At 74.7% G+C, this 23,457-nt stretch carries 22 protein-coding genes and 1 riboswitch; of the genes, 11 read left to right on the top strand and 11 right to left on the bottom strand.

What is annotated here, in order from left to right:
• Positions 1-83: 83 nt before the first annotated feature.
• Both ftsL and rsmH read right to left on the bottom strand, forming a co-directional pair.
• Complete coding sequence (gene ftsL, locus HS99_RS24360) at positions 84-632, bottom strand: cell division protein FtsL (RefSeq protein WP_191093603.1); 549 nt, start codon at positions 630-632, stop codon at positions 84-86.
• 132 nt (positions 633-764) lie between these two features.
• Positions 765-1,739, bottom strand: coding sequence for a 16S rRNA (cytosine(1402)-N(4))-methyltransferase RsmH (rsmH, locus tag HS99_RS24355; protein WP_030282878.1), 975 nt, complete (start codon positions 1,737-1,739; stop codon positions 765-767).
• Between the two features lie 540 nt (positions 1,740-2,279).
• Between rsmH and HS99_RS24350 the strand changes: the two genes are divergently transcribed.
• From HS99_RS24350 to HS99_RS24335, 4 genes are all read left to right on the top strand, one after another.
• Entirely contained in the window at positions 2,280-2,822 is a 543-nt protein-coding gene (locus HS99_RS24350) for a beta-class carbonic anhydrase (RefSeq protein WP_030282876.1), read from the top strand.
• A 306-nt stretch (positions 2,823-3,128) separates the two neighbouring features.
• Positions 3,129-4,100 (top strand): AAA family ATPase, encoded by a 972-nt coding sequence (locus tag HS99_RS24345; RefSeq protein ID WP_030550033.1) that lies wholly within the window; start codon positions 3,129-3,131, stop codon positions 4,098-4,100.
• A gap of 1 nt (position 4,101) precedes the next feature.
• Complete coding sequence (locus tag HS99_RS24340; RefSeq protein ID WP_030282871.1) at positions 4,102-5,424, top strand: DUF58 domain-containing protein; 1,323 nt, start codon at positions 4,102-4,104, stop codon at positions 5,422-5,424.
• Positions 5,421-7,859, top strand: a complete 2,439-nt coding sequence (locus HS99_RS24335; protein ID WP_030550031.1) for a transglutaminase TgpA family protein — start codon at positions 5,421-5,423, stop codon at positions 7,857-7,859. Before HS99_RS24340 ends, HS99_RS24335 begins: the two co-directional genes overlap by 4 nt.
• Positions 7,860-7,977: 118 nt before the next feature.
• Here HS99_RS24335 and HS99_RS24330 read toward each other — a convergent pair whose 3' ends face one another.
• From HS99_RS24330 to HS99_RS24320, 3 genes are all read right to left on the bottom strand, one after another.
• Positions 7,978-8,367, bottom strand: a complete 390-nt coding sequence (locus HS99_RS24330) for an SCO2097 family morphological protein (RefSeq protein ID WP_030550029.1) — start codon at positions 8,365-8,367, stop codon at positions 7,978-7,980.
• Between the two features lie 443 nt (positions 8,368-8,810).
• Positions 8,811-9,563 carry a methyltransferase domain-containing protein gene (locus HS99_RS24325; protein WP_030282865.1) on the bottom strand — a complete coding sequence of 251 codons (753 nt, stop codon included), beginning with the start codon at positions 9,561-9,563 and terminating at the stop codon, positions 8,811-8,813.
• Between the two features lie 45 nt (positions 9,564-9,608).
• Positions 9,609-10,190, bottom strand: coding sequence for an SAV_6107 family HEPN domain-containing protein (locus HS99_RS24320; protein WP_050366823.1), 582 nt, complete (start codon positions 10,188-10,190; stop codon positions 9,609-9,611).
• 581 nt (positions 10,191-10,771) lie between these two features.
• Between HS99_RS24320 and HS99_RS24315 the strand changes: the two genes are divergently transcribed.
• A complete protein-coding gene (locus HS99_RS24315) occupies positions 10,772-11,389 on the top strand; it encodes a DUF4126 domain-containing protein (protein ID WP_030282862.1) in 618 nt (205 codons plus the stop codon).
• A 22-nt stretch (positions 11,390-11,411) separates the two neighbouring features.
• Entirely contained in the window at positions 11,412-12,911 is a 1,500-nt protein-coding gene (locus tag HS99_RS24310) for a phytoene desaturase family protein (protein WP_030550027.1), read from the top strand.
• A gap of 10 nt (positions 12,912-12,921) precedes the next feature.
• On the opposite strand, the gene HS99_RS24305 is transcribed toward HS99_RS24310, so the two are convergent.
• Both HS99_RS24305 and metF read right to left on the bottom strand, forming a co-directional pair.
• On the bottom strand, positions 12,922-13,812 hold the full coding sequence (locus tag HS99_RS24305; RefSeq protein WP_050366822.1) for a hypothetical protein: 891 nt from the start codon (positions 13,810-13,812) through the stop codon (positions 12,922-12,924).
• 163 nt (positions 13,813-13,975) lie between these two features.
• A complete protein-coding gene (gene metF, locus HS99_RS24300) occupies positions 13,976-14,893 on the bottom strand; it encodes a methylenetetrahydrofolate reductase [NAD(P)H] (RefSeq protein ID WP_030550023.1) in 918 nt (305 codons plus the stop codon).
• Between the two features lie 184 nt (positions 14,894-15,077).
• Between metF and HS99_RS24295 the strand changes: the two genes are divergently transcribed.
• Positions 15,078-16,184 (top strand): polyprenyl synthetase family protein, encoded by a 1,107-nt coding sequence (locus HS99_RS24295; RefSeq protein WP_030282854.1) that lies wholly within the window; start codon positions 15,078-15,080, stop codon positions 16,182-16,184.
• A 21-nt stretch (positions 16,185-16,205) separates the two neighbouring features.
• Here the strand turns inward: HS99_RS24295 and thiE are convergent, their stop codons facing one another.
• Genes thiE through HS99_RS24280 form a run of 3 tightly spaced genes read right to left on the bottom strand, consistent with a single transcriptional unit; the run spans position 16,206 to position 18,469 of the window.
• The gene (thiE, locus tag HS99_RS24290; protein WP_030282852.1) at positions 16,206-16,856 is read right to left on the bottom strand and encodes a thiamine phosphate synthase; all 651 of its coding nucleotides are present in this window, start codon (positions 16,854-16,856) and stop codon (positions 16,206-16,208) included.
• Positions 16,856-17,221 carry an Rv2175c family DNA-binding protein gene (locus tag HS99_RS24285; RefSeq protein WP_030282851.1) on the bottom strand — a complete coding sequence of 122 codons (366 nt, stop codon included), beginning with the start codon at positions 17,219-17,221 and terminating at the stop codon, positions 16,856-16,858. The genes thiE and HS99_RS24285 overlap by 1 nt, the downstream gene beginning before the upstream one ends.
• A gap of 33 nt (positions 17,222-17,254) precedes the next feature.
• Positions 17,255-18,469, bottom strand: coding sequence for an NAD(P)/FAD-dependent oxidoreductase (locus HS99_RS24280; RefSeq protein ID WP_030550020.1), 1,215 nt, complete (start codon positions 18,467-18,469; stop codon positions 17,255-17,257).
• 95 nt (positions 18,470-18,564) lie between these two features.
• Positions 18,565-18,677, top strand: a riboswitch (TPP riboswitch).
• On the opposite strand from HS99_RS24280, the gene thiO reads away from it, so the two are divergent.
• The 4 genes from thiO to pknB all read left to right on the top strand — a co-directional run bounded on the left by thiO (position 18,672) and on the right by pknB (position 22,760).
• Positions 18,672-19,856, top strand: coding sequence for a glycine oxidase ThiO (thiO, locus tag HS99_RS24275; RefSeq protein WP_030550019.1), 1,185 nt, complete (start codon positions 18,672-18,674; stop codon positions 19,854-19,856). Its footprint overlaps the riboswitch before it by 6 nt.
• Complete coding sequence (gene thiS, locus HS99_RS24270) at positions 19,853-20,092, top strand: sulfur carrier protein ThiS (RefSeq protein ID WP_030282844.1); 240 nt, start codon at positions 19,853-19,855, stop codon at positions 20,090-20,092. The genes thiO and thiS overlap by 4 nt, the downstream gene beginning before the upstream one ends.
• Positions 20,093-20,095: 3 nt before the next feature.
• Positions 20,096-20,902 carry a thiazole synthase gene (locus tag HS99_RS24265; protein WP_030282842.1) on the top strand — a complete coding sequence of 269 codons (807 nt, stop codon included), beginning with the start codon at positions 20,096-20,098 and terminating at the stop codon, positions 20,900-20,902.
• Positions 20,903-20,981: 79 nt separating this feature from the next.
• Complete coding sequence (pknB, locus tag HS99_RS24260; protein ID WP_051746789.1) at positions 20,982-22,760, top strand: Stk1 family PASTA domain-containing Ser/Thr kinase; 1,779 nt, start codon at positions 20,982-20,984, stop codon at positions 22,758-22,760.
• Positions 22,761-22,774: 14 nt separating this feature from the next.
• Here pknB and HS99_RS24255 read toward each other — a convergent pair whose 3' ends face one another.
• Entirely contained in the window at positions 22,775-23,404 is a 630-nt protein-coding gene (locus HS99_RS24255) for a molybdopterin-dependent oxidoreductase (RefSeq protein WP_030550016.1), read from the bottom strand.
• Positions 23,405-23,457: the final 53 nt, after the last annotated feature.

The raw sequence follows: 23,457 nt of genomic DNA, 5'->3' as shown, positions 1-23,457 counted from the left end.
GGCCGCACCGGCGCGCGGCGGCTGCCGACGGCCGGAGCCCGATCCGGAACCGGAGCCAGAACCGGACGGCTGACGAGGCGTCGTCATCGGGTACCACCCCCGTGCTGGGCCGGCGCGGGTGACACCGGGTTGAGCTGGATCACCGAGTCCCCGGCCGAGGCCGCCGGGGTCGGCGGCGCGGGCGCCTGCTGCGTCGACGGCTGGGGGCTCGGGGAGCCGCTCGGCTGGGCCGAGGACTGCGCCGGGGGCTGGGCCTGCGCCGGGCCCTGGGCCCCGGGCGAGGGCTTCACCGGCCACGGATCGACCGTCGACTTCTTCACCGGCGGGCTGTCCTGCGCCGGGCCGGGCGTGCCGACCACCTTGCCGCCGTTCGGCACGTCCAGGAAGGCCATCCCACCGGCCGGGACCATGCCCAGCTCGCCGGCCCGCTTGGCCAGCGCGTCCGGCGCCGAACTCTGGTCGATCTCGAGCTGGAGGCTCTGCTGCTCGTCGGTCGCCTTGGTGGTCTGCTTCTGCAGCCGGGACAGTTCGAAGGAGCCCTCGTTGAGAGCCGTGTTCAGCGCCAGCAGCCCGAGCAGCCCCGCCGCCAGCAGCACCACCACGAGCACCGCGAACGGCGTGCGCCCCCGCACCGGGCGCCGCCCCGGCCGGACCGTGATCCGCGCCCTGCCCTGCCCGGGGAGTCCTCCCCGCCCCGCCCGGACCTCACCGGCCACCGGCCCCACTGCTCTCCTCCGCCCTTCGGACCCCGCCGGAACCGATCCTCAGCCCCGCTTGCTTCGGTCCCTGATCCTCTCCGCCACCCGCAGCCGCACGGGCGCGGCGCGCCGGTTCTCCTCGATCTCCTCCTCGGTGGCCAGCTCGGCACCGCGGGTGATCAGTTTGAGCCAGGGCTGATGCTCCTCCGGGACGAACGGGAGCCCCGGCGGGGCGGTGCTGGTCGCCCCGGCCGCGAAGTACTGCTTCACCAGCCGGTCCTCCAGCGACTGGTACGACATCACCACCATCCGGCCGCCGAGCGCGAGGACGTCCAGCGCGGCCGGGATCGCCCGGTCCAAGACCTCCAACTCGCCGTTGACCTCGATCCGCAGCGCCTGGAAGGTCCGCTTGGCCGGGTTCCCGCCGGTCCGGCGGGTCGCCGCCGGAATGGCGTTGCGCACCAACTCGACCAGACGCGCGCTGTTGGTGAACGGTTCCTTGGCCCGCTCCCGCAGGATGACCGAGGCGATCTTCCCGGCGAACCGCTCCTCGCCGTACACCTTGAGGATCCGGGCCAGGTCGCCGTGGCTGTAGGTGTTCAGCACCTCCGCCGCGCTGATCCCCCGGGTCTGGTCCATCCGCATGTCCAGCGGCGCGTCCTGCGCGTAGGCGAAGCCGCGGTCGGCCTCGTCCAGCTGCATCGAGGAGACGCCGAGGTCAAACAGCACGCCGTCCACCCGGTCGATGCCCAGCCGCTCCAGCACCTCGGGGATCTCGTCGTACACCGCGTGCACCAGGGTCGCCCGGTCCCCGAACGGGGCCAGCCGCTCACCGGACAGCTTCAGCGCCTGCGGGTCGCGGTCCACCGCGATCAGCCGGACCTCCGGGAACTGGGTCAGCAGCGCCTCGCTGTGACCGCCGAGGCCGAGGGTGGCGTCCACCACCACGGCGCCGGGCCGCGAGATCGCCGGGGCCAACGCGTCCATGCACCGCTGCAGCATCACCGGAACGTGCTTGGGACCCGGTTCGTTGGTGGTCATGCGCGGTGGCGCCCTTCCTCGGTGCGGAGCAGCCCGTCGTCCGGGAGCTCCGACCATTCTCGCCCACCGCCCGTCGGCACGACGACGCGGCCCGTGGTCCCCGCCCGCTCAGGGGGAAGGTCGTGACCGCCCGGCACCGGGGAAGGTGCGCCAGGTGAACACGGAGCGGGTGGAGGCCACGGGCCGCATCGGACGGGCCACACCGCACGGACGACGCCCGGTTGACGGGTTCCGGCGGGTGTGCTCCAACGCGCCGCAACTCTATCGCGCGGGCCCTTCGAGTCAATGGTCCGCTCCGGCGCACCACCCGGGCGGCGGTACGGATCACCGCAGGTCGCGGGCCGTGGGGGCGGCCCGGCGGGGCCGCCGGCCGGGGGCCCCCGGCGACCGCCGCGCGCCCCGTCGAGCGACCGGGCACGAACCCACTCCGGGACCAGACCGGACAAACCGTGCCGTTGTCGCTATGCGCTCGATCACAGCGGCGCGTTCTGTAGCCCTCAGCCCCACCGTGCGGCCCCGGTTCGCACTAACGTCGCCACCATGACAGTGACTCCCGACGGACCAACGCCGAACGCCGCTGCCGACTCCCCGAGACCGACCATCATCGACCGCTTCGTCACGGCCAACCGCGCGTACGCGGTGACCTTCCGGGACGGCGGCATGGACGCCCGCCCCGTCCAGCAGATCGCCGTGGTGGCCTGCATGGACGCCCGCCTCGACCTGTTCGCGGCGCTCGGCCTCGAACTGGGCGACGCCCACGTCATCCGCAACGCCGGCGGGGTCGTCACCGACGACACCATCCGGTCCCTGACCATCAGCCAGCGCGCCCTGGGCACCCGCTCGATCGCGCTGATCCACCACACCGGCTGCGGCCTGCTCGGGCTCACCGAGGACTTCCGCCGCGAACTGGAGCTGGAGGTCGGCCAGCGCCCGCAGTGGGCGGTGGAGTCCTTCGTCGACCTGGACGGCGACGTCCGCCAGTCCATGCAGCGGGTCCGCACCTCCCCCTTCCTGCTGCACACCGACGACGTCCGCGGCTTCGTCTTCGACGTCCACACCGGGCTGCTGCGCGAGATCCGCTGACGCGTTCCGCCCGCCGGCATTCGGCGGCGGCCGAATGGTGACTTCTGGCCGCCGCGCGGGGGAGAATGCGCCTGCCGGTCAGACCCCGAACCACCTGGGGCGGCCGGGCCGCAGGCCGCCAACCCGGCGCCGGATCCTCCATCGGAACCGCCCCCGGGGCGGTCGCGTCAAGCATGGGGTGGGGTCCGGCCTCGGGTGGGGCGGGCGCAGCGTGCCAGGGAGCGTAAACGGGTGACGAGCTACAGCGATCAGGCCGGTCTCGGCAGTCCTGCGGGGGGCGAACAGAGGGCGAACGGGCACCAGCGGATCGGGCTCCCCGAGCTCGCCGCGGTCGTGGACCGGGTCCGCGCCAACGTCGAGAGCGTGATCGAGGGCAAGCCGGAGGCGGTCCGGATCGCCCTGACCGTGCTGCTCGCCGAGGGCCACCTGCTGCTGGAGGACGTACCCGGCGTCGGCAAGACCATGCTGGCCAAGGCGCTCGCCAGGTCCGTGGACTGCACCGTGCGCCGCATCCAGTTCACCCCCGACCTGCTGCCCTCGGACGTCACCGGCACCAACATCTACGACCAGCAGCGGCACGACTTCGAGTTCCGCCCGGGCGCGATCTTCGCCCAGATCGTGGTCGGCGACGAGATCAACCGCGCCTCGCCCAAGACCCAGTCCGCGCTACTGGAGTCCATGGAGGAGCGCCAGGTCACCATCGACGGCACCAGCTACGAGCTGCCCTCGCCGTTCATGGTGGTGGCCACCCAGAACCCGGTCGAGATGGAGGGCACCTACCCCCTCCCGGAGGCCCAGCGGGACCGCTTCATGGCCCGGATCTCGATCGGCTACCCCAGCCCCGAGGCCGAGTTCGCGATGCTCGACGTGCACGGCGGCGCCAACCCGCTGGACGACCTCCAGCCGGTCGCGCACGCCGCCGACATCCTCAAGCTGGTCGAGCTGGTCCGCACCGTGCACATCGCCGACCCGGTCCGCCGCTACGCCGTCGACCTGGTCGGCGCCACCCGCACCAGCCCGGAACTGCGGCTGGGCGCCTCGCCGCGCGCCACCCTGCACCTGGTCCGGGCCGCCCGCGCCGCCGCCGCGCTGGACGGGCGCGACTACGTCACCCCGGACGACATCCAGCGCCTGGCCGTCCCGGTCCTCGCCCACCGCCTGATGCCGACCGCCGAGACCCAGCTCGGCCGCCGCAGCGCCGAGCAGATCGTGACCGACCTGGTCGCCCGGCTGCCGCTGCCGCGTCCCCAGGGCGGCCCGGCCGGCCGGAGGGGCTGAGGTGGCCTCATCCGATCAGACCGGCGGACTGCGGGCCGGGCTGCGCGGCCTCACCACCCGGGGCCGCTCCTTCCTGGCGGCCGGTCTGACGGCGGTGGTCTGCGCCTACGTGCTCGACCAGGACGCGCTGCTGCGGGTCGGCGTGCTGCTCGCCGCGCTGCCGCTGGCCGCCGCCCTGGTGGTGGCCAACACCCGCTACCGGGTGGCCAGCGGACGCCGGCTCAGCCCGCACCGGGCGATCGCCGGCCAGGAGGCCCGCGTCCACCTGCGGGTGGACAACGTCTCCCGGGTGCCCACCGGGCTGCTGCTCCTGGAGGACAAGGTGCCGTACGTGCTCGGGCCGCGCCCGCGCTTCGTGCTGGACCGGGTGGAGCCGCGCGGCTTCCGCGAGGTCTCCTACCGGGTCCGCTCCGACCTGCGCGGCCGTTACCCGCTCGGGCCGCTGCAGCTGCGGCTGTCCGACCCGTTCGGGATGTGCGAGGTCAACCGCGGCTTCTCCGCCTCCGACGTGCTCACCGTCGTCCCGCAGGTCCAGGCGCTGCCGCAGGTGCGGCTGACCGGCGAGTGGATCGGCCAGGGCGAGAGCCACGCCCGTACGCTGGCGCTGGCCGGGGACGACGACGTGATCCTGCGCGAGTACCGTCCCGGCGACGACCTGCGCCGGGTGCACTGGCGCTCCACCGCCCGGTACGGCGAGCTGATGGTGCGCCGCGAGGAGCAGCCGCAGAAGGCCCGCGCCACCGTCCTGCTGGACACCCGTGAGGTGGGCCACCGGGGCAGCGGCCCGGCCTCCTCCTTCGAGTGGGCGGTCAGCTGCGCCGCCTCCGTCGCAGTGCACCTGCTGGAGCGCGGCTACCAGACCCAGCTGCTCACCGACACCGGGCAGTGGGTGCCCGGGCCGGGCACCGGCGGCCAGAACCTCGCCGCCGACACCTCCGGGCTGATCCTGGACGCCCTCGCGGTCGCCGACCTGTCCGACGGCGCCGGGCTCTCCCGCGCCGAGGAGCCGCTGCGGGCTGGCGGTGAGGGCCTGCTGGTCGCCGTCCTCGGCGACCTGGACGGGGCGCAGGCCGCCCGGCTGGCCCGGCTGCGCAGCCGCACCGGCGGGGCCATCGCCTTCCTCCTCGACACCGGCACCTGGGCCGGCCTGCGGATGATCGCCCCCGACACCGGCGGCGACCCGTTCCGCGACCGGGTCCGCGAGCTGCGCGCGGCCGGCTGGACGGTCCTGCCGGTCCGGGCCGGCGACTCCCTGCCGGACCTGTGGCGGGCCGCCGACGGCGCCAAGACCACCGCCCCCTACCGAGAAGAGGCCGGCGCGTGACCACCCGGGCCAAACTGACCGTTTACTCGGCGCTGGCCACCGCCCTCGCCTCGCTGTGCATGCTGCCGCTGCTGACCACCCGCAGCTGGCTCACCCACGCCGTCCTGGTCGTCGGGGTGGTCTCGGCGGTCGGCGTGGGCATGCGCCGCTCCCCGCTGTACCGCTGGTCGGTGCCGGTGGCCCAGCTGCTGGTGCTGCTCCTGCTGATGCTGATCGGCTTCGCCGGCTCCGGGATGACCGCGGGTGTGCTCCCCGGGGCGGACGCGCTGCGCGTGCTGGGCCGGGTGTTCTCCTCCGGCGTCGACGACATCGGGCAGTACGCCATCCCGGCCCCGCCGACGGCCGGCCTGCGGCTGATCCTGGTCTCCGCGGTCGGCCTGATCGCCGTGCTGGTGGACACCATCGCGGTGACCTACCGGCGGGCGGCGCTGGCCGGCCTGCCGCTGCTGGCGCTGTTCTCGATCGGCAACGGCCTGGCCGGGGAGCACGGCAGCTGGGTCTGGTTCTGCCTCGCCGCGGCCGGCTACCTGGCGCTGCTGTTCGCCGAGGGCCAGGACCGGGTCTCCCGCTGGGGCCGGGTCTTCCGCGGCGGCGCACGCGGCACGGTGACCTCCAGCCAGGTCAGCCTGGGCGGCCAGCAGGTCGGCGTCCTGGCGCTGGCGCTGGCGCTGCTGCTGCCGGTCTTCCTGCCCCGCTGGGACCTCGGGCTGCTGGACTCCGGCTCCGGCGGGTCGTCCGGCGGCGGCCCCGGGGGCAGCGTGGCGACCAGCCTCGACCCGCTGGTCAGCCTGGAGTCCGCGATCACCAAGCCGAGCAACAACGAGCTGCTCAGCTACACCCTGGACAGCGACCTCGCCGAGCAGACCTACCTGCGCACCGGCTCGCTGGACCAGTTCGACGGCACCAACTGGAAGCTCAGCAGCACCGTGGTCACCGCCCTCCCGGCCACCCTGCCCGCCCCCGAGGGCCTGCACGACCCCAACGTCCCCCACATCGAGGGCGACTTCCGGGTCAGCGACCAGCTGGAGAAGAGCTGGCTGCCGATGCCGTACCCGGCCGCCTCGGTCAAGGTCCCCGAGCGCGACGACTGGAAGCTCGACCCGATGACCCGCACCGTGGTACCGGCCAACGACAAGCCGATCCGCGGGCTGCACTACCAGGTCAGCGCGCTGGACCTGCGGCCCACCGCCGACGAGCTGCGCGCCGCGCCGCCCGCGCCCCAGGACGTCCGGGAGCACTACACCGCCCTCCCCTCCGACCTGCCGTCGGTGGTCGCCGACCAGGCCAGGGCCGTCACCGCCAACGCCCGCACCGACTACGACCGGGCGACGGCCCTGGTGAACTGGTTCACCGGCCCGCAGTTCAAGTACGACACCTCGGTCGAGGGCGGCACCGGCAGCAACGCGATCGCCGTCTTCCTGCGCGACCGCCGGGGCTTCTGCGTGCACTTCGCCTCCACCATGGCGGCGATGGCCCGGGTGCTGAAGATCCCGGCCCGGGTCGCGGTCGGCTTCACCCCCGGCGACACCAAGGACGGCAGGAACTACTCGGTCACCGGCCGGATGTACCACGCCTGGCCCGAGCTGTACTTCTCCGGCTACGGCTGGATGCGCTTCGAACCGACCCCGAGCCGGGGCGTCCCGGCCCGGTACACCGAGGCGTCCAGCGCCCCGACCACTGCGCCCACCCAGCAGCCGACCGTCGCGGCGACCAGCGCGGCCGCCGCCCCGGCGCCGTCCAGCAGCTCGGACTGCACCGCCAAGCAGCGCCAGCTGGGCGACTGCGGCCCCAAGGGCAAGGCCGTCAGCCAGGCCGCCGAGGAGTCCTGGCTGCTGTCCGGGCAGGTGCTCGGCACCCTGGGGGTGGTGCTGGCACTGATCGCCCTGCTGCTCATCCCGATGTTCTGGCGCACCGCCGTACGCCGTCGCCGGCTCGGCGGTGGTGGGCGGCGCCGGCCCGGCGGGGACGGCCCGACCGAGCTCACCGACGCCCAGGTGCTGGCCGCCTGGGACGAGCTGGTCGACTCCGCCTGGGACCTCGGAATTCCCCCGGACGAGTCACGCACTCCGCGCTCGGCCGCCCGGCGGATCACCGAGACGGCGCACCTGGACGCGGAGGCGGCGGCCGCCGCCGGGCGACTGGCGCTGGCCACCGAGCGGGTGCTCTACGCCCCGGCCGGGCAGGTCACCACGGCGCCGCTGGCCGCCGACGTCCGCACCGCCCGGCGCGCACTGCAGGCCGACGCCGGCCGCCGCGGCCGGATCCGGGCGCTGCTGCTGCCGCCGTCCTCGGCCCAGCTGTGGTGGCGGATCTCCGACGCGGTGCGGGCGGCCCGGACGGCCGTCGCCACGCGCACCGGCCGGGCCGTGGAGGCGGTCACCGGGCCGGTGCGGCGGGTGTTCACCCGGCGCAAGCGGTCCGGTCCCGGGGCCTGACGGGACATACGAGAGCCGGGGCGGGGCAGTCGATCGACTGCCCCGCCCCGGCTCTCGTTCGCAACGGTCCTCAGTGGCCCTGACGCGGTCCTGTTCTCCCCGCCCTGACCCGTACGGCTCAGAAGCCGCCGGTCTGCTCGTCCCGGCGGCGCTGCCAGCGCTGCTCCACCCGGTCCATCATCCCGGCCTTGCGGCGCGGGGCGGCGGCCTGGCGGGGGCCGGAGCCCTGGCTCGCGGGCCCGCGGCGCCAGCCGGTCACGGCGAACACCGCGCACCCGAGCATCACCAGGAACCCCACGATGCTGACCCAGATCTGGTCCGGAACGACCATGCCGCCCATCAGCAGGCCGACCCCCACCACGAATCCGGCGACGGCCAGGTAGACCCGCCGACGGGTGTAGGTGCGCAGCCCGGTTCCCTCGAGCGCCGACGCGAATTTGGGATCTTCGGCATACAGCGCTCGCTCCATCTGGTCGAGCAGTCGCTGCTCGTGCTCCGAGAGCGGCACGGAGTCCTCCTACTCGTCGGTCGCGGGTGCGACCGGTCCGCCACCCCGGTCGGGGAGGCCAGTCCAATCAGCCTTGGGCATGCGGTGGGACGCCCGTGCGGGGGACCCGGCCCGTGTCGTCCATATGCCCCACGCGTCCGGCTGTCATGCTTTCCGGCTTTACCCAGATCATACGGTCCGTGGGCCCGTTACGGGGTGGTCTGCGCCGCGTGGGCCGGGCCACTTCGACCGGGCGGGGCCGCACCCTGCTGAACGCCGGACGACTCGGACAAGTGCCCGGTCCGATGGAATCGGTCCGGAGCTGGGGAGCTTCGCGGGCGCGCCCGTGCGGGGGGAGGGAGTCCGACGGCCGTCCGGGAAGCGAACCGCCGCCGTACGGGGTGCGAACCGTACGGCGGCGGGCGGGGGTCCCAGGGTGTTCAGGAGCGCTCCGCGAGGGGGGCTCAGGCCAGGGTGGCCAGCAGGTGCAGCTGGGTGGCCACGGCGTGGAAGGCGGGCTGCGCGGCGGCGGCCTCCTCCAGCTTCAGCAGCGCCTCCATGGCACCCGGCTCGGTGTCCACCAGGATTCCGGGCACCAGGTCGGCGAAGACCCGCACCCCGTGCACCGACTCGACCCGCAGGCCCGCGCCCTCGGCCAGCCGGCCCAGCTCCTCGCCGGTGAAGCGGCGCGGCATCGGGTCCTGCTCGCCCCAGCGGCCGTCGACGGCGGAGAGCACCGTACGGGCCTCGGTGAAGTGGCCGGCCAGCGCTCGGGCCAGCACCGCGCCGTTGCGGTTGGCGGCCAGCAGGCTGACCAGGCCGCCCTTGCGCAGGGTGGCGGCCAGGCTGCCCAGCGCCTCGGCCGGGTCGTCCACGACCTCCAGCACGCCGTGGCAGAGCACCGCGTCCACCGTGCCGGGGGCGACCAGCTCGGGCAGCGTCTGGGTGTCGCCCTGGACGGCCCGGACCAGGTCCGTCACCCCGGCCTCGGCGGCCCGGCGCTCCAGCGCGAACAGGGCGTCCGGGCTCGGGTCGACCACGGTGACCCGGTGGCCGAGCTTGGCCACCGGCACGGCGAAGTTGCCGGTGCCGCCGCCGGTGTCCACCACGTCCAGCACCGGCTGGTCCAGCTCGGCCGCCCGCTTCTCCAGGGCTGTCCGCACCACCTCCCAGACCACGGCGGTACGCAGGGCGCTGCGGGGACGCGTCGGGTACAAGGTGGGGCTCCTTGGCACGTGCAGATCGATCAGGTTGTCTCCACCTTATGCCTGACGGGTGGCGGCTTCGCCCGCCCCGCCCGGCTCCTCGCCGTCGAGCGGCAGCCGGGGTGCGGGCGGGGCCGGGTGCAGGCCGAGCAGGCGCTCGACCAGGCGCAGGAACAGGGCCGAGTTGCGGATCAGGTCGTCCGCGTCGCGGGTGGTGGCGGCGCTTCGGATGCCGGCCTCCGCGGCGGCCCGGCGGCGGGCTCCGGCGCCGTAGTAGAGCGCCCATTCGGACAGTTCGGGGGCCACCTCGGGCAGCACCTCCCAGGCGCTGCGGATGGCCTTGCGCCGTCGCGGGTTCTTCTCCGGCCGTCCGCGGACGGCCAGTACGGCCGCCACCGTGCGCAGCGCGGCCAGGTGGGCGGTGGCGTAGCGCTCCAGCGGGTCCTCCAGCGCGCGGGCGCGGGCCAGCGTCCGGTGCGCGTCGGCGAGCAGGTCGAGGGCGGCGGGCGGCGCGGCGGTCCGGCGCAGCACCGGGTGGACGTCCCGCCCGGCGGGGCGGACACCGGCGGGGCCGGGCACGTGCGGGAGGGCGGCGGAGTGGAGGCGGGCGGTGACGGGCTCAGGATGGCTGATGGTCATGGTCTCCCCCGTTCCGAGGCAGCGCGCGGACCGGGTGGTCCGTGCTCTCCCATCGTGAACCGCACCACTGACAATCCGGCCCCGGGAACGGGCGTACCGGCGGCGGACGCGGTCCCCCCGGTCCGCGCCGCCGCCGTCTGCCGTCGCCCCGCCCACCTCCCACCGGGCGGCGGTGGCGAACTCCCCCCGTTCTCCCCCGTTCGGTGACCGGCCTCCCCCCGGCCCGCTCCGCCGCCCCGTGCCGGCGGTGCGGGGCCCGAGACCGGCGCCCGTTCGCGGATCCGGCAGCCGTCCCCCCGAGCCCTCCCGGCCGGGGGAACGGACGGATCCGCCACCCGGGCGGCCGGCGCCCGACGCGCCGTCCTCCCGGGTGCCACCACTCTCCCGTCCCAGCAGGTCGGAGGCCATCCGCTGACGTACTCAACCGCGGATCTGAGTACCCGTACTCAGTCGGCCCCGTTCCCGCCGGGCGCGGAACCGCGGCGGTGGTCCGCGGCGTCCCGGGTCCCGGTACGGTACGGCCGGGGCCGGGCGGTCCCGGCCGGGGCCGGAGCACCCGGGAGAGCGAGGAGGGGGACGCGATGACGGTCCTGCCGCTGATCTTCACCAGTGGTCTGGCCAGCGGCATCAACGCGTACGCGGTGGTGCTGCTGCTCGGCCTGCTGGGCCGGTTCGCCGGGGCGGAGTCGGTGCCGCACGCGTTGGAGCGCACCGACGTGCTGGCCGCGGCGGCCGTGCTGTTCCTGCTGGAGGCGGTCGCCGACAAGATCCCGTACGTGGACACCGTGTGGGACGCCGTGCACACCGTGATCCGGCCGATCGCCGGCGCCGTCGTCGGCGTGCTGATCGCGGGCAACGACCCGGGCTCGCTCAGCGAGGTCGCGGCCGGGGCGATGGGCGGCACCACGGCCCTGGTCACCCACCTGGTCAAGGCCTCGCTGCGGATGGCCGTCAACACCTCGCCCGAACCGGCCAGCAACATCGTGGTCAGCCTGCTGGAGGACCTCTCGGTGGCCGGCCTGGTCACCCTGGCGATCTTCCACCCGTGGGTGGCCGCCTCGATCGCCGCGGTGCTGCTGGCGGTCGGCCTGTTGCTGGTCCGGCTGGCGATCAGCCGGGTCCGGGCGTTCCGGGCCCGCCGCCGCGAGCGCAGGGCAGCCAAGGCGGCCGCCGAGGGGGCTTTCGCAGGCCGGCGCTAGCGGCGCCCTAGGATCGGGTGCCATGGCACGGATCGTCATCATCGGCGCAGGAATGAGCGGGCTCGCGGCGGCCTCCCGGCTGGCGACCCTCGGTCACCGGGTGACGGTCTGCGAGGCGAGCGGCACGTACGGCGGCATGGTCGGCCGGTACGAGCGCGACGGTTTCGCCTTCGACACCGGGCCGGGCCTGCTCACCCTGCCGGCGGTCTACCGCGACCTCGCACTGAAGACCGGCCGGGAGCCGCTGGAGGACCTGGTCGGCCTGGCGCCGGTCGACCCGGAGAGCCGGCACCTGTTCCCGGACGGCAGTGACCTCGCCCTGCCCAACGCCTCCCGCGGCGGCGTGGGCCAGGCCCTGGACGCCGCCTTCGGGGCCGGCTCGGGCGAGCGCTGGAACGCGATGATCAACCGCGGCCGGACGGTCTGGGAGGCCACCCGCCGCCCCCTGCTGGAGGAGCCGCTCCCGGCCGACCCCACACCGCTGCACACCGACCCGTACCCCGTCCCGCCCCGGCGCGGCCTGGCCCGGCTGCGGCCCACCGGCCGATGGACGCTCTCCGACGTCGCCGCCCGAGAGCTCGGCGGCCACCCGGGCCTGACCGCCCTGCTGGCCGAGCACGCGCTGCGCTTCGGCTTCGACCCGCGGAGCACCCCGGCATCGGCCACCGTGCTCCCGTACATGGAGCAGTCCTTCGGCGTCTGGTACGTCAAGGGGGGCCTGCGCGCGCTGGCGGACGCGGTGTACCGCCGCTGCGAGCAGCGCAAGGTCGAGTTCCGTTTCGACACCCGGTGCGAGGAGGTGCTCACCGCGGACGGCCGCGCCCGCGGGATCGACACCACCGCGGGCCCGGTCGAGGCGGACGTCGTCATCTCCGCACTGGACGCCAACGTGCGGCACCACGAGCTGACCGGCACGGCCGGGACCCCGGACGACCGGCCGGCCTCGGCGCACCACGCCGACGACATCCCCGGCCGGTTCGTGGTGCTGCTGGCCCTGCGCGGGGAGCGCCCGGCGGGCACCGTGCACCGCACCGTCGTCCACGCGGCCGATCCGGCCGCCGAACGGGCCGGGATCTTCGACCGGGGCGCCCCGCTCGCCGAACGCCCGACCGTCCAGGTGCTCCGACCGGACGACCCCTCGCTGCACCCGGCGGGCCACCACACCGCCGTCCTGACCGCGACCGTCCCCTCCACCAGGGCCTACGACTGGGCGGCCCCCGGCGCCGCCGACCGGTTCGCCGACCAGCTGCTCGCCCACGCGGACGCGGCCGGTCTCGGCCTCGGCGAGCGCGTGCTGTGGCGGGTGGTCCGCACCCCGGCCGACACCCGGCGCGAGCACGGCTCCCTCTTCGGCTCCGTCCCCCGCCCGGCCCTGCCCGGCGCCCGCGGTGCCTACCTCCAGGCCGCCACGGAGGAGTACCCGGGCCACTACCTGATCGGCGGCGCCGCCCACCCCGGTGGCGGGCTCGCCCGGGTCGGCATGTCGGCCTGCATCACGGCCAACCTCATCGGCCCGGCGTAGGAGGCGCTCCTCAGCCCTGGTGCCAGGTGTTCTGCTGCTGGTGGCCGTAGCCGCTCCGGTCGTAGGCCGGCTGCTGCGGGATGCCGTGGCCCTGCTGGTCCGGCTGGGGCTGCCAGTGCTGCTGGTTCTGCTGCTGGTTCTGGTGCTGCTGGGCGTTCGGGTCCCAGGCCTGCTGCGGGTAGCCCTGGTACGGGTCCTGGGGCTGCTGCTGGTAGCCGCCGTACGGGTCCTGCTGCTGCGAGTAGCCGCCGTAGGGGTCCTGCTGGTCGTAGGCGTAGGCGGGCTGCTGCTGGGTCTGCCACTGCTGCTGGTCGTAGCCGGACTGGTAGGCCGCGGCGTACGGGTCCTGCGGCTGCTGGGCCTGCTGCTGTTCGTAGTAGGCGGGGGCGTAGATGCCGTCCTGGGCCAGCTCCTGCATCTCGAAGGCGGCGGTCTGCTCGACCGGGGTCTCCTCGGCGCCCGGCACCGACCCCGCCTCCGACTCCTCGACGGGAGCCGCGACCGGGGCCGGGGCCTCCTCGACCGCGCTGACCTCGCCGACCCGCTTCTCCTCCGCGGCCGCGGTGGCCGCGACCGCCGCGCCGCCGGTCAGGGCGCCGAGCAGGGGCACCTTGGCGAGCGGGCCGGGCAGGCTGCCGTTGGCCTTCCGCAGGGACCAGCCGGCCTGGTAGCCCTTCTTGACCGACAGGGTGACGAAGGCCTGGCCGACCGCGAACAGGCCCGCTCCGGCGCCGATCACCACGACCGAGCCGAGGCCCATCCCGACGGCGACGCCGAGGAAGCCGGCCAGGGCGAGCACCCGCCAGTGCAGCGGCGCCCGGTTCTGCAGCAGCACCTCGGCCACCAGCCAGAGCGCCACCACCGCCAACGCGACGTACAGCAGCAGGTATCCGATGCCCATCCGCGCGCTACCTCCAGTCGCGTGCCCGCGCGCGCCGCGCGTGTGCGGCGACTGTACCGGTTCAACGGCCGGGGTACCGCATCGCGTTCCCGCCGTCGACGGCACCGGCCGCACACGACCGAGCCCGCCACCGCGAAACGATGACGGGCTCGTGAACGCGGCCCTACGGGCGCTGGTGCAGCCCCAGGTTCTGGTAGATCTCCAGCGTCGCCGTCGAGTGGTTGAGCGTGATGAAGTGCAGGCCGGGCGCGCCCTCGGCGAGCAGCCGTTCGGCCATCGCGGTGGCGTGCTCCATGCCGATCGCCCGCAGCGCCGCCGGGTCGTCGACGACGGCCCGCAGCCGGGCCTCCAGGTTGGCCGGGAAGGCGGAGCCGCTGAGCTGGGGGAAGCGCTCCAGCTGCTTGGCGTTGGTGACCGGCATGATCTCCGGGATGATCGGCGTCTCGCAGCCCGCAGCGGTGACCCGGTCGCGGAACCGCAGGTAGTCGTCCACCTCGAAGAACATCTGGGTGATCGCGTAGTCGGCGCCGGAGCGGATCTTGGCGGTGAAGTGCCGGATGTCCTCGTCCCAGTCGGTCGAGCGCGGGTGCATGTTGGGCGAGGCCGCGACGCCGACGCAGAAGTCGCCGATGCCCTTGATCAGCTCCACCAGCTCGTACGCGTAGGTGACGCCCTCCGGGTGACGGACCCACTCGCCCATCGGGTCGCCGGGCGGGTCGCCCCGGACCGCCAGGACGTTCCGCACTCCCTGGTCGGCGTACTGGCCGATGATGTTGCGCAGTTCGGCGATCGAGTGGTCCACCGCGGTCAGGTGGGCGACCGGGGTGAGCGTGGTCTCGGTGGCGATCCGGCCGACCATGTTGACGGTGCGCTCGCGCGAGGAGCCGCCGGCACCGTACGTCATGCAGACGAAGTTCGGGTCCAGCGGTTCGAGTCGACGGATGGCGTCCCAGAGCTTCTGCTCGCCGACCTCGGTGCGGGGCGGCATGAACTCGAAGGAGAAGGAGCGCTTTCCGGCCGCCAGGAGCTCGCGGACCGTGAGTGCGCGGTCCGGTCTCGTGGAAGCGATGCCGAGTGCCATGCTGGCAGGTTATCCGGCCCCCGAAGGGGCCGGACAACTCGATTCCACGATTCGGGACAAGTAGTGGACGCCCTTCCGGTTCCGTTCCGTCCGGCCTCCCGGGCCCCACCGGCCCGCTCGCACGCCCGTTCCCGGCCGCCCCGCTACGCTTGCTGCACCCCCAGCGAACCAGCGGAGCCTCATCGTGACCTCGTCCAGCAACCGGCCGGCCAACCCCATTGACGTGGAGGACGTCCGCACGCGCGTCAACGCCGCCCTCGCCGCGTTCATGGACGGCCAGTCCGCGCTGCTCGGCAAGATCTCGCCGCAGCTGGTGCCCGCCGCCGACGCCCTGCGCGACTTCCTGCTGGACGGCGGCAAGCGGCTGCGCCCGGCCTTCTGCTACTGGGGCTGGCGCGCCGCCGGCGGTGCGGCCGGGGGCGAGGGGATCGCCAACGCGGCGGCCGCACTGGAGCTGCTGCAGGCCAGCGCCCTGGTGCACGACGACCTGATGGACCGCAGCGACACCCGCCGCGGCCTGCCCTCGGTCCACCGCCGCTTCGAGGCGCTGCACCGGGACAGCGGCTGGCGCGGCGACCGCGAGCAGTACGGCGCCTCCGCCGCGGTGCTGCTCGGCGACCTGCTGCTGATCTGGTGCGACGAGCTGTTCCTGCGCTCGGGCCTGGACCCGGCCGCCGTGCTGGCCGCCAAGCCGGTGTTCGACCTGATGCGCACCGAGGTCATGCTCGGCCAGTACCTGGACGTGCTGGAGCCGGTGGCCGGCGACTCGGCCGACGAGGGCGCGTTGGAGCGGGCGCGGACCGTCCTGCACTACAAGTCGGCGAAGTACACCATCGAGCGGCCGCTGCAGGTCGGCGCCCTGCTCGCCGGGGCCGGGCCGGAGCTGGTCGAGGCGCTCGGGGCGTTCGGGCTGCCGCTGGGCGAGGCCTTCCAGCTGCGGGACGACCTGCTCGGCGTCTTCGGGGACCCGGCCGTCACCGGCAAGCCCGCCGGGGACGACCTGCGCGAGGGCAAGCGCACCCTGCTGGTCGCCCACGCGATGCGCTCCCTGCCGCAGGCCGACGCCCGGCACCTGGACGCCCGGCTCGGCGCGCCGGACCTGGCCGCCGAGGAGGTCGCCGAGCTGCGCGGGCTGGTCGCCCGCAGTGGCGCGCCCGAGCTGGTGGAGCAGCGGATCGAGGAGCTGATGGGCCAGTCGCTGGCCGCGCTGGCGGCGGCGCCGCTCGCCGACGAGCGGGCCCGTACGGTGCTGCTGGCGCTGGCCGAGGCCGCCACCGTCCGCAAGTACTGACGGCGGCGGCCCCGAAGGGCGCTAAGCCGCGCGCACCCGGCGGGCGAGCTCGGCGGCGGCGGCCCGCGGGTCGTCCGCCGCGGTGATGGCCCGGACCACGACGATCCGGCGGGCGCCGGCGGCCAGCACCTCGTCCACGGTGCCGAGATCGATCCCGCCGATCGCGAACCACGGGCGGTCGGTGGCCTGCTTCGCCGCGTACGACACCAGGCCGAGGCCCGGCGCCGGGCGGCCCGGCTTGGTCGGGGTCGGCCAGACCGGGCCGGTGCAGAAGTAGTCCACGCCCGGCTCGGCGACCGCCGCGTCCACCTCGGACTCGGCGTGGCAGGAGCGTCCGATCAGCACGTCCTCGCCGAGGATCGCCCGGGCGGCCGGCACCGGCAGGTCGTCCTGGCCGAGGTGCAGCACGTCCGGCCGGGCCGCGTGGGCGACGTCGGCCCGGTCGTTGACGGACAGCAGCTTGCCGTGGCGGCGGCAGGCGTCGGCGAAGACCTCCAGCGCCGCGAGCTCCTGCTTGGCCTCCAGGCCCTTGTCGCGGAGCTGGACGATGTCCACCCCGCCGGCCAGCGCCGCGTCCAGGAACTCGGCCAGGTCGCCCTGCTCGCGGCGGGCGTCGGTGCACAGGTAGAGCCGGGCGTCGGCCAGGCGGGCGCGCAGCGGGTCCGTCGCCATCAGATCAGCATCGCCTGGGCGCGACGCTTGACCTCGGTGCCACGGTTCTCCCGCAGCGCCTGGATCGGGCTGCCGGGCAGCGACGGGTCCTCGGTGAAGAGCCACTCCAGGATCTCCACGTCGTTGTACCCGCAGTCGCGCAGCACGGTCAGGGTGCCGGGCAGGTGCTTGACCAGGCCCGGGCCGTCGATGAACGCCGCAGGGACCTGCAGCGACTTGTTCGGCCCCCGCCGGACGGCGATCAGCTCGCCCTTCTTGACCATGTTCCGGACCTCGGTGACCAGCACCCCCCACTGCTCGGAGATGTCAGGGAGGTACATCCACTCGGGGACCAGGGCTTCAATCTTGCTTTCGATCTCGCTCACGCCACCAGACTGCCACCTCGGCGCGGCCCGGCGCTAAGCGGTGGCCCCCCTGAGCGCCGACTTGAGCGCGACCGACGGGTCCGCCGCCAGGGCCCGGTCCAGCGCCGCCCCCCGCTCGATCAGCTTCCGGCCCTGGGTGAGGTCGCGCGGCCGGTCCACCGCGAGCAGCGCGCCGGGCACCCCGTCGCGCAGCCACAGCACCGACCAGCCGGCGTCCTGCGGGCTGCCGCGCCACAGCAGTTCGTCGCCCTCGGCGTGCCGGCCCGCGTACTGGACCATCCGCCCGAACTGCTCGGACCAGAAGTACGGCACCGGGTCGTACGGCTCGTCCGCCCCGAGCACGGCGGCGGCCGCGGCCCCGCCCGACTGCAGCGCGTGGTCCCAGTGCTGGACGGCCAGCCGGGCGCCGGAGCGGGCCGACGGGTAGCTGACGCAGTCCCCGGCCGCGAACACCCCGGGCAGGGTGGTGCGCAGCCGCCCGTCCACCAGGACCGCGCCGGAGGCGTCCAGCTCGACGCCCGAACCGGCCAGCCAGCCGGTCGCGGGCCGGGCGCCGATGCCGACCACCACCTCGTCGGCCGGCAGATGGGAGCCGTCCGCCAGCAGCACCGCCCCGGGCTCGACGGCGGCCACGCCGACGCCGCAGCGCAGCTCGACCCCGGCCTCGGCGTACCAGGCGGCCATCGCCGAGCCGATCTCGGTCGGCAGCGCGCCCGGCAGCGGCGCCGGACCGGCCTCGACCACGGTGACCTCGCAGCCCGCCTGGCGCGCGGCGGTGGCCACCTCGGCGCCGATCCAGCCCGCGCCGACCAGCACCAGCCGCAGGCCGGGACGCAGCAGCGCGCGCAGCGCCAGGGCGTCGTCCAGGGTGTGCAGCAGGTGGGCGCGCTCGGCCCCGGGCAGGACGCGCGGAGTGGCACCGGTGGCGATCACCAGGGAGTCGTACGGGAGGTCGCCGCCGTCGGTGTGCAGCACGCCGGGGGTGAGGCCGGTGGCGCGGCGGCCGGTGAGCAGCTCGATGCCGAGCCCCTCGTAGTCGATGTCCAGGGTGGTGGCGTCGGCCTTGCCGAGCAGCACGTCCTTGGAGAGCGGCGGCCGGTCGTACGGCGCGTGCGGCTCCTCGCCCACCACGGCGATCCGCCCCCGCCACCCGCCCTGCCGCAGCTCCAGGGCGCACTGCGCCCCGGCCAGCCCGGCTCCGACGACGACCACCTGGTCCGTTCCGCTCAGCTCTGCCACGCCCGTCACTGTACTCAGTGCCCGGGCGGGCCCCGGCGGCCGTCCCGGCCCTCGTCCACTCCTCGTACGGCCCTTCGGCCGGGCCGCCCCCCGGCGTTAAGGTGGGGGCACCACACGGGAGCCCGGCGAACCGGGCTGAGAGGCGGGCTGGCACGGCCCGCGACCGTCCGAACCTGATCCGGGTCATACCGGCGAAGGGAGAAGAGCAGCTTTGTCACGCTCGTCATCGGGCAGCCGCGCCGGCGTGCTGGTGATCGGCGGGGGCGTCATCGGCCTCGCCGTCGCCTGGCGCGCCGCGCAGCGCGGGCTGCGGAACGTGACCGTGGTCGACCCCTGCCACGGCGGGGGCGCGGCCGGGGTCGCGGCCGGGATGCTCGCCCCGGTCACCGAGCTGCAGTACGGCGAGGAGCCGCTGCTGCGCCTCGGGACGGCCTCCAACCAGCGGTACGGGTCCTTCGCCGCCGAACTCACCGAGGCGAGCGGCGGCCTGGACACCGGCTACCGCCGCTGCGGCACCATCGCCGTCGCACTGGACTCCGACGACCGCGAGGAACTGCGCGAACTGCACGCCTTCCACCAGCGGCTGGGCCTGGAATCCAGCTGGCTGACCGGCCGGGAGGCCCGCAGGCTGGAGCCGATGCTCGCCCCCGGCGTGCGCGGCGGCCTGCACGTCGCGGACGACCACCAGGTGGATCCGCGACGGCTGCTCGCCGCCCTGGTCGCCGCCTGCGAGCGGGCGGGGGTGCTGCTGCACCGGGCCGAGGCCGCCGAGCTGCTGGTCGACGGCGGCCGCGCCACCGGCGCCCGGCTGAGCACCGGGGACAGCCTGGGAGCCGACCAGGTCGTGCTGGCCGCCGGGCCGCACAGCCACCGGCTCCCGGGCCTGCCCGAGGGGGTGCTGCCCCCGGTCCGCCCGGTGAAGGGGCAGGTGCTGCGGCTCCAGGTCCCCGACGCCTACCGGCCGTTCCTCTCCCGCAACGTCCGCGCGGTGGTGCGCGGCCAACACCTGTACCTGGTGCCCCGGGAGAACGGTGAACTGGTCGTCGGCGCGACCACCGAGGAGCAGGGCTACGACACCACCGTCACCGCCGGCGGTGTGTACGAACTCCTACGCGACGCACACGAGTTGGTCCCGGGCATCACCGAACTCCCGCTGCGGGAGACCTCGGCCGGGCTGCGCCCGGGCTCGCCGGACAACGCCCCGCTGCTGGGCCCGACCTCGCTGCCCGGGCTGGTCGCCGCCACCGGCCACTACCGCAACGGCGTGCTGCTCACCCCGGTGACCGCCGACCTGCTCGCCGACTACCTGGCGACCGGCGAAGTCCCGGACCTGGCAAAGCCGTTCACTCCCACCCGGTTCTCCCCCGACGTCCCCACCACGAAGGCCTCCGCATGACCGAGACCACTCCGGCCGAGACCGCGCCGACCGACATCGCCCTGACCGTCAACGGCGAGCCCCGACGGCTGCCCGCCGCCACCACCCTCGCCGCACTGGTGGCCACCGTCAGCGCCGCCAACACCGGTGTCGCCGCCGCCCTCAACGAGGCCGTGGTGCCGCGCAGTTCGTGGTCCGCGACGGCACTGCACAGCGGCGACCGGATCGAGATCCTCACCGCCGTCCAGGGAGGCTGAACCATGGCCGACGACCTTCTCACCATCGCCGGGACGGCCTTCTCCTCCCGGCTGATCATGGGCACCGGCGGCGCGCCGAGCCTGGAGGTCCTGGAGCGCGCCCTGCTCGCCTCCGGCACCGAACTGACCACCGTGGCCATGCGCCGGGTCGACGCCACCACCCAGGGCTCCGTCCTGGACGTACTGACCCGCAACGGCATCAGGATCCTGCCCAACACGGCGGGCTGCTTCACCGCCGGGGAGGCCGTGCTGACCGCCCGGCTGGCCCGCGAGGCGCTCGGCACCGACTGGGTCAAGCTGGAGGTGATCGCCGACGAGCGCACCCTGCTGCCGGACCCGATCGAACTGCTGGACGCCGCCGAGACGTTGGTCGACGACGGCTTCACGGTGCTCCCGTACACCAACGACGACCCGGTGCTGGCCCGCAAGCTGGAGGACGTCGGTTGTGCGGCGATCATGCCGCTGGGCTCGCCGATCGGCTCCGGACTGGGCATCCGCAACCCGCACAACTTCCAGCTGATCGTGGAGGACGCCGGCGTCCCGGTGATCCTGGACGCGGGCGCCGGCACCGCCTCCGACGTCGCGCTGGCGATGGAGCTCGGCTGCTCCGCGGTGATGCTCGCCTCCGCGGTGACCCGGGCTCAGGACCCGGTGCTGATGGCCGAGGCGATGCGGCACGCCGCCGAGGCCGGCCGGCTCGCCCACCGGGCCGGCCGCATCCCGCGCCGCTTCCACGCCGAGGCCTCCTCCGCGATGGCCGGCCGCGCCGACCTGGACAGCCGCGAGCGGCCCGCCTTCCGGTCCGTGTAGGGCATGTCACAAGCCGGTCCCGGAGCGGTGTCCTCCGGGGCCGGCGTCCGCCCGCCCCACTAGACTCCCCCGGGTGGACATGGCACTGCACGACCCGCTGATCGGTACGCTGCTCGACAACCGGTACCGGGTCGAGCAGCGCATCGCCACCGGCGGGATGTCCACCGTCTACAAGGGCACCGACACCCGGCTGGACCGGGTGGTCGCCCTCAAGGTGATGCACCCCCAACTGGCCGGGGACGAGGGATTCACCGCCCGCTTCATCCGCGAGGCCAAGGCGGTCGCCAAGCTCACCCACCCCAACGTGGTCAACGTCTTCGACCAGGGTGCGGACGGCGGAAACGTTTTCCTCGCCATGGAGTACGTGCCCGGCCGCACCCTGCGCGACCTGCTGCGCGACCGCGGCGCACTGTCGGCGCGGGCCGCACTGGACGTGCTGGAGCCCGTGCTCGCCGCCCTCGGCGCCGCCCACCGGGCCGGGCTGGTCCACCGGGACGTCAAGCCGGAGAACGTGCTGATCACCGAGAGCGGCCTGGTCAAGGTCGCCGACTTCGGCCTGGTCCGGGTGCTCGGCAGCGCCGACGGCGCGCCCACCTCGACCAGCACCGCCACCGGCGGCACCGTCATGGGCACGGTCTCCTACCTGGCCCCCGAGCAGATCCTCCCGGACGCCCCCACCGACCAGCGGGTCGACGTCTACGCGGCCGGCATCCTGCTGTACGAGATGCTCACCGGCCGCCGCCCGCACACCGGCGACAACCCCGTCCAGGTCATGTACAAGCACCTGCACGAGGACGTCCCCGCCCCCTCGCTGACCGCCCCCACCGTCGCCCCGGCGCTGGACGCCATCGTGGCCGGCGCCTGCGCCCGGGCCGCCGACGCCCGCCCGTACGACGCGGTGGAGCTGCTCGCCGCCCTCCAGCGGGTCCGCCGCACCCTCACCCCGGCCGAGCTGGACGCCGAACCGCCGGCCTCCACCCGGCCCAGCCCGCGCTACCCGACCAGCGAGCCGACCTCGGTGATCCAGCCGCTGCCCCGGCCCTCCGACGCCCCCGCGCCGGAGCGCACCAGCGTGCTGGACGTGCCGGCGGAGGTGATGGACCAGCTGCTCGCCGAGCCCCGCCCGTACGACGAGCCGACCCCGGTCCGGGTGCGGCGGCCGAGCCGGCTGCGCCGCGTCCCGCGCAAGGCGCTGATCTGGGCGGCCGCGCTGACCGCCCTGGTGCTGGCGGTCGGCGGCGCCACCTACGGGATCTCCGAGGGTCTGTACGGCTCGGTGCCGGGCGTGCTCGGCAAGGACCGGGGCGAGGCGCAGCGGATCCTGGACGACGCGGGCATGCACGGCAGGTTCGTCGAGGCTTTCAGCGAGTCCGTCCCGGCCGGCCAGGTGATCTCCACCGACCCCGGGGTCGGCGCGCGCACCCGCAAGAGCGACTCGGTGACGGTCACCGTCTCCAAGGGCCCCAAGCGGATCGCGGTGCCGGACGTGACCGGCAAGAGCTCGGACGACGCGGCCGCCGCGCTGGCCGCGGCCCAGCTGACCAGGGGCTCGGTGACCCAGAGCTACAACGACACCGTGCCGGAGGGCTCGGTGATCAGCAGCTCGCCGGCCGCCGGGCAGATGCTGCAGGAGAACGCCGCCGTCTCGCTGGTGGTCAGCAAGGGCATGGTGCCCGTTCCGGACGTCACCGGGATGGGCCGGGACGACGCGCAGAAGGCGCTGCAGGCGGCGGGTTTCACCATGAAGGCGTCCACCGACTGGACGCTCGGCATGGGCAAGGTGAGCAGCCAGTCCCCGGCGGCCGGTGAGCGGCGCCCGCAGAAGACCGTGGTGACGGTCAACTTCTCGCTGTTCTAGAGGGATCGGGGGGCTCAGCGGAGCGGCCCGTCGCCCGGCTCCTCCTGGTAGGAGTGGCGCTGCTCGCACCACGGGTCGGCCAGGTTGTGGTAGCCGCGCTCCTCCCAGAAGCCGCGCCGGTCGGCCCGCATGTACTCCACCGCCCGCACCCACTTGGGGCCCTTCCAGGCGTACAGCTCCGGCACCACCAGCCGCACCGGGAAGCCGTGCTCGGCGGTCAGCGCCTCGCCGTTGCGGTGGGTGGCGAGCAGGGTGCGCCCGTCGGCGAAGTCGGCCAGCCGCAGGTTGGCGCTGTAGCCGTACTCGGCCCAGACCATGACGTGGGTGACGCCGGGCGCGGGGGGCACCAGGTCGAGCAGGAGGGCCGCGGACACGCCCGTCCACTCGTTGCCGAGCACGGAGAACTTGGTGACGCAGTGCAGGTCCCCGACCACGGTGGTGCGCGGCAGGGCGTTGAAGGCCTCGAAGTCCCAGCTGTGCTTCTCCGCCGAGGCGGTGGCGCCGAACACCTGGAGGTCCCAGGTCAGCGGCTTGAAGCGGGGCACCGGCCCGTAGTGCAGGGCGGGCCAGCCGCGCTGCACGCGCTGACCCGGGGGGAGCCTCGGGTCAGACGGCGGAAGCGGTTCTCGTTCGGACTGACCCATGGCTCCATGGTGACAGACGGCGGGCGGGCCCCGGCGCGCGCCCCTTGGCCCCG

Source organism: Kitasatospora aureofaciens (assembly GCF_001188955.3).
In the GTDB taxonomy this organism is placed as follows: Bacteria; Actinomycetota; Actinomycetes; order Streptomycetales; family Streptomycetaceae; genus Kitasatospora; species Kitasatospora aureofaciens.
The sequence above is the reverse complement of the archived record's forward strand: the minus strand, read 5'-3'. Positions and strand labels throughout refer to the sequence as shown.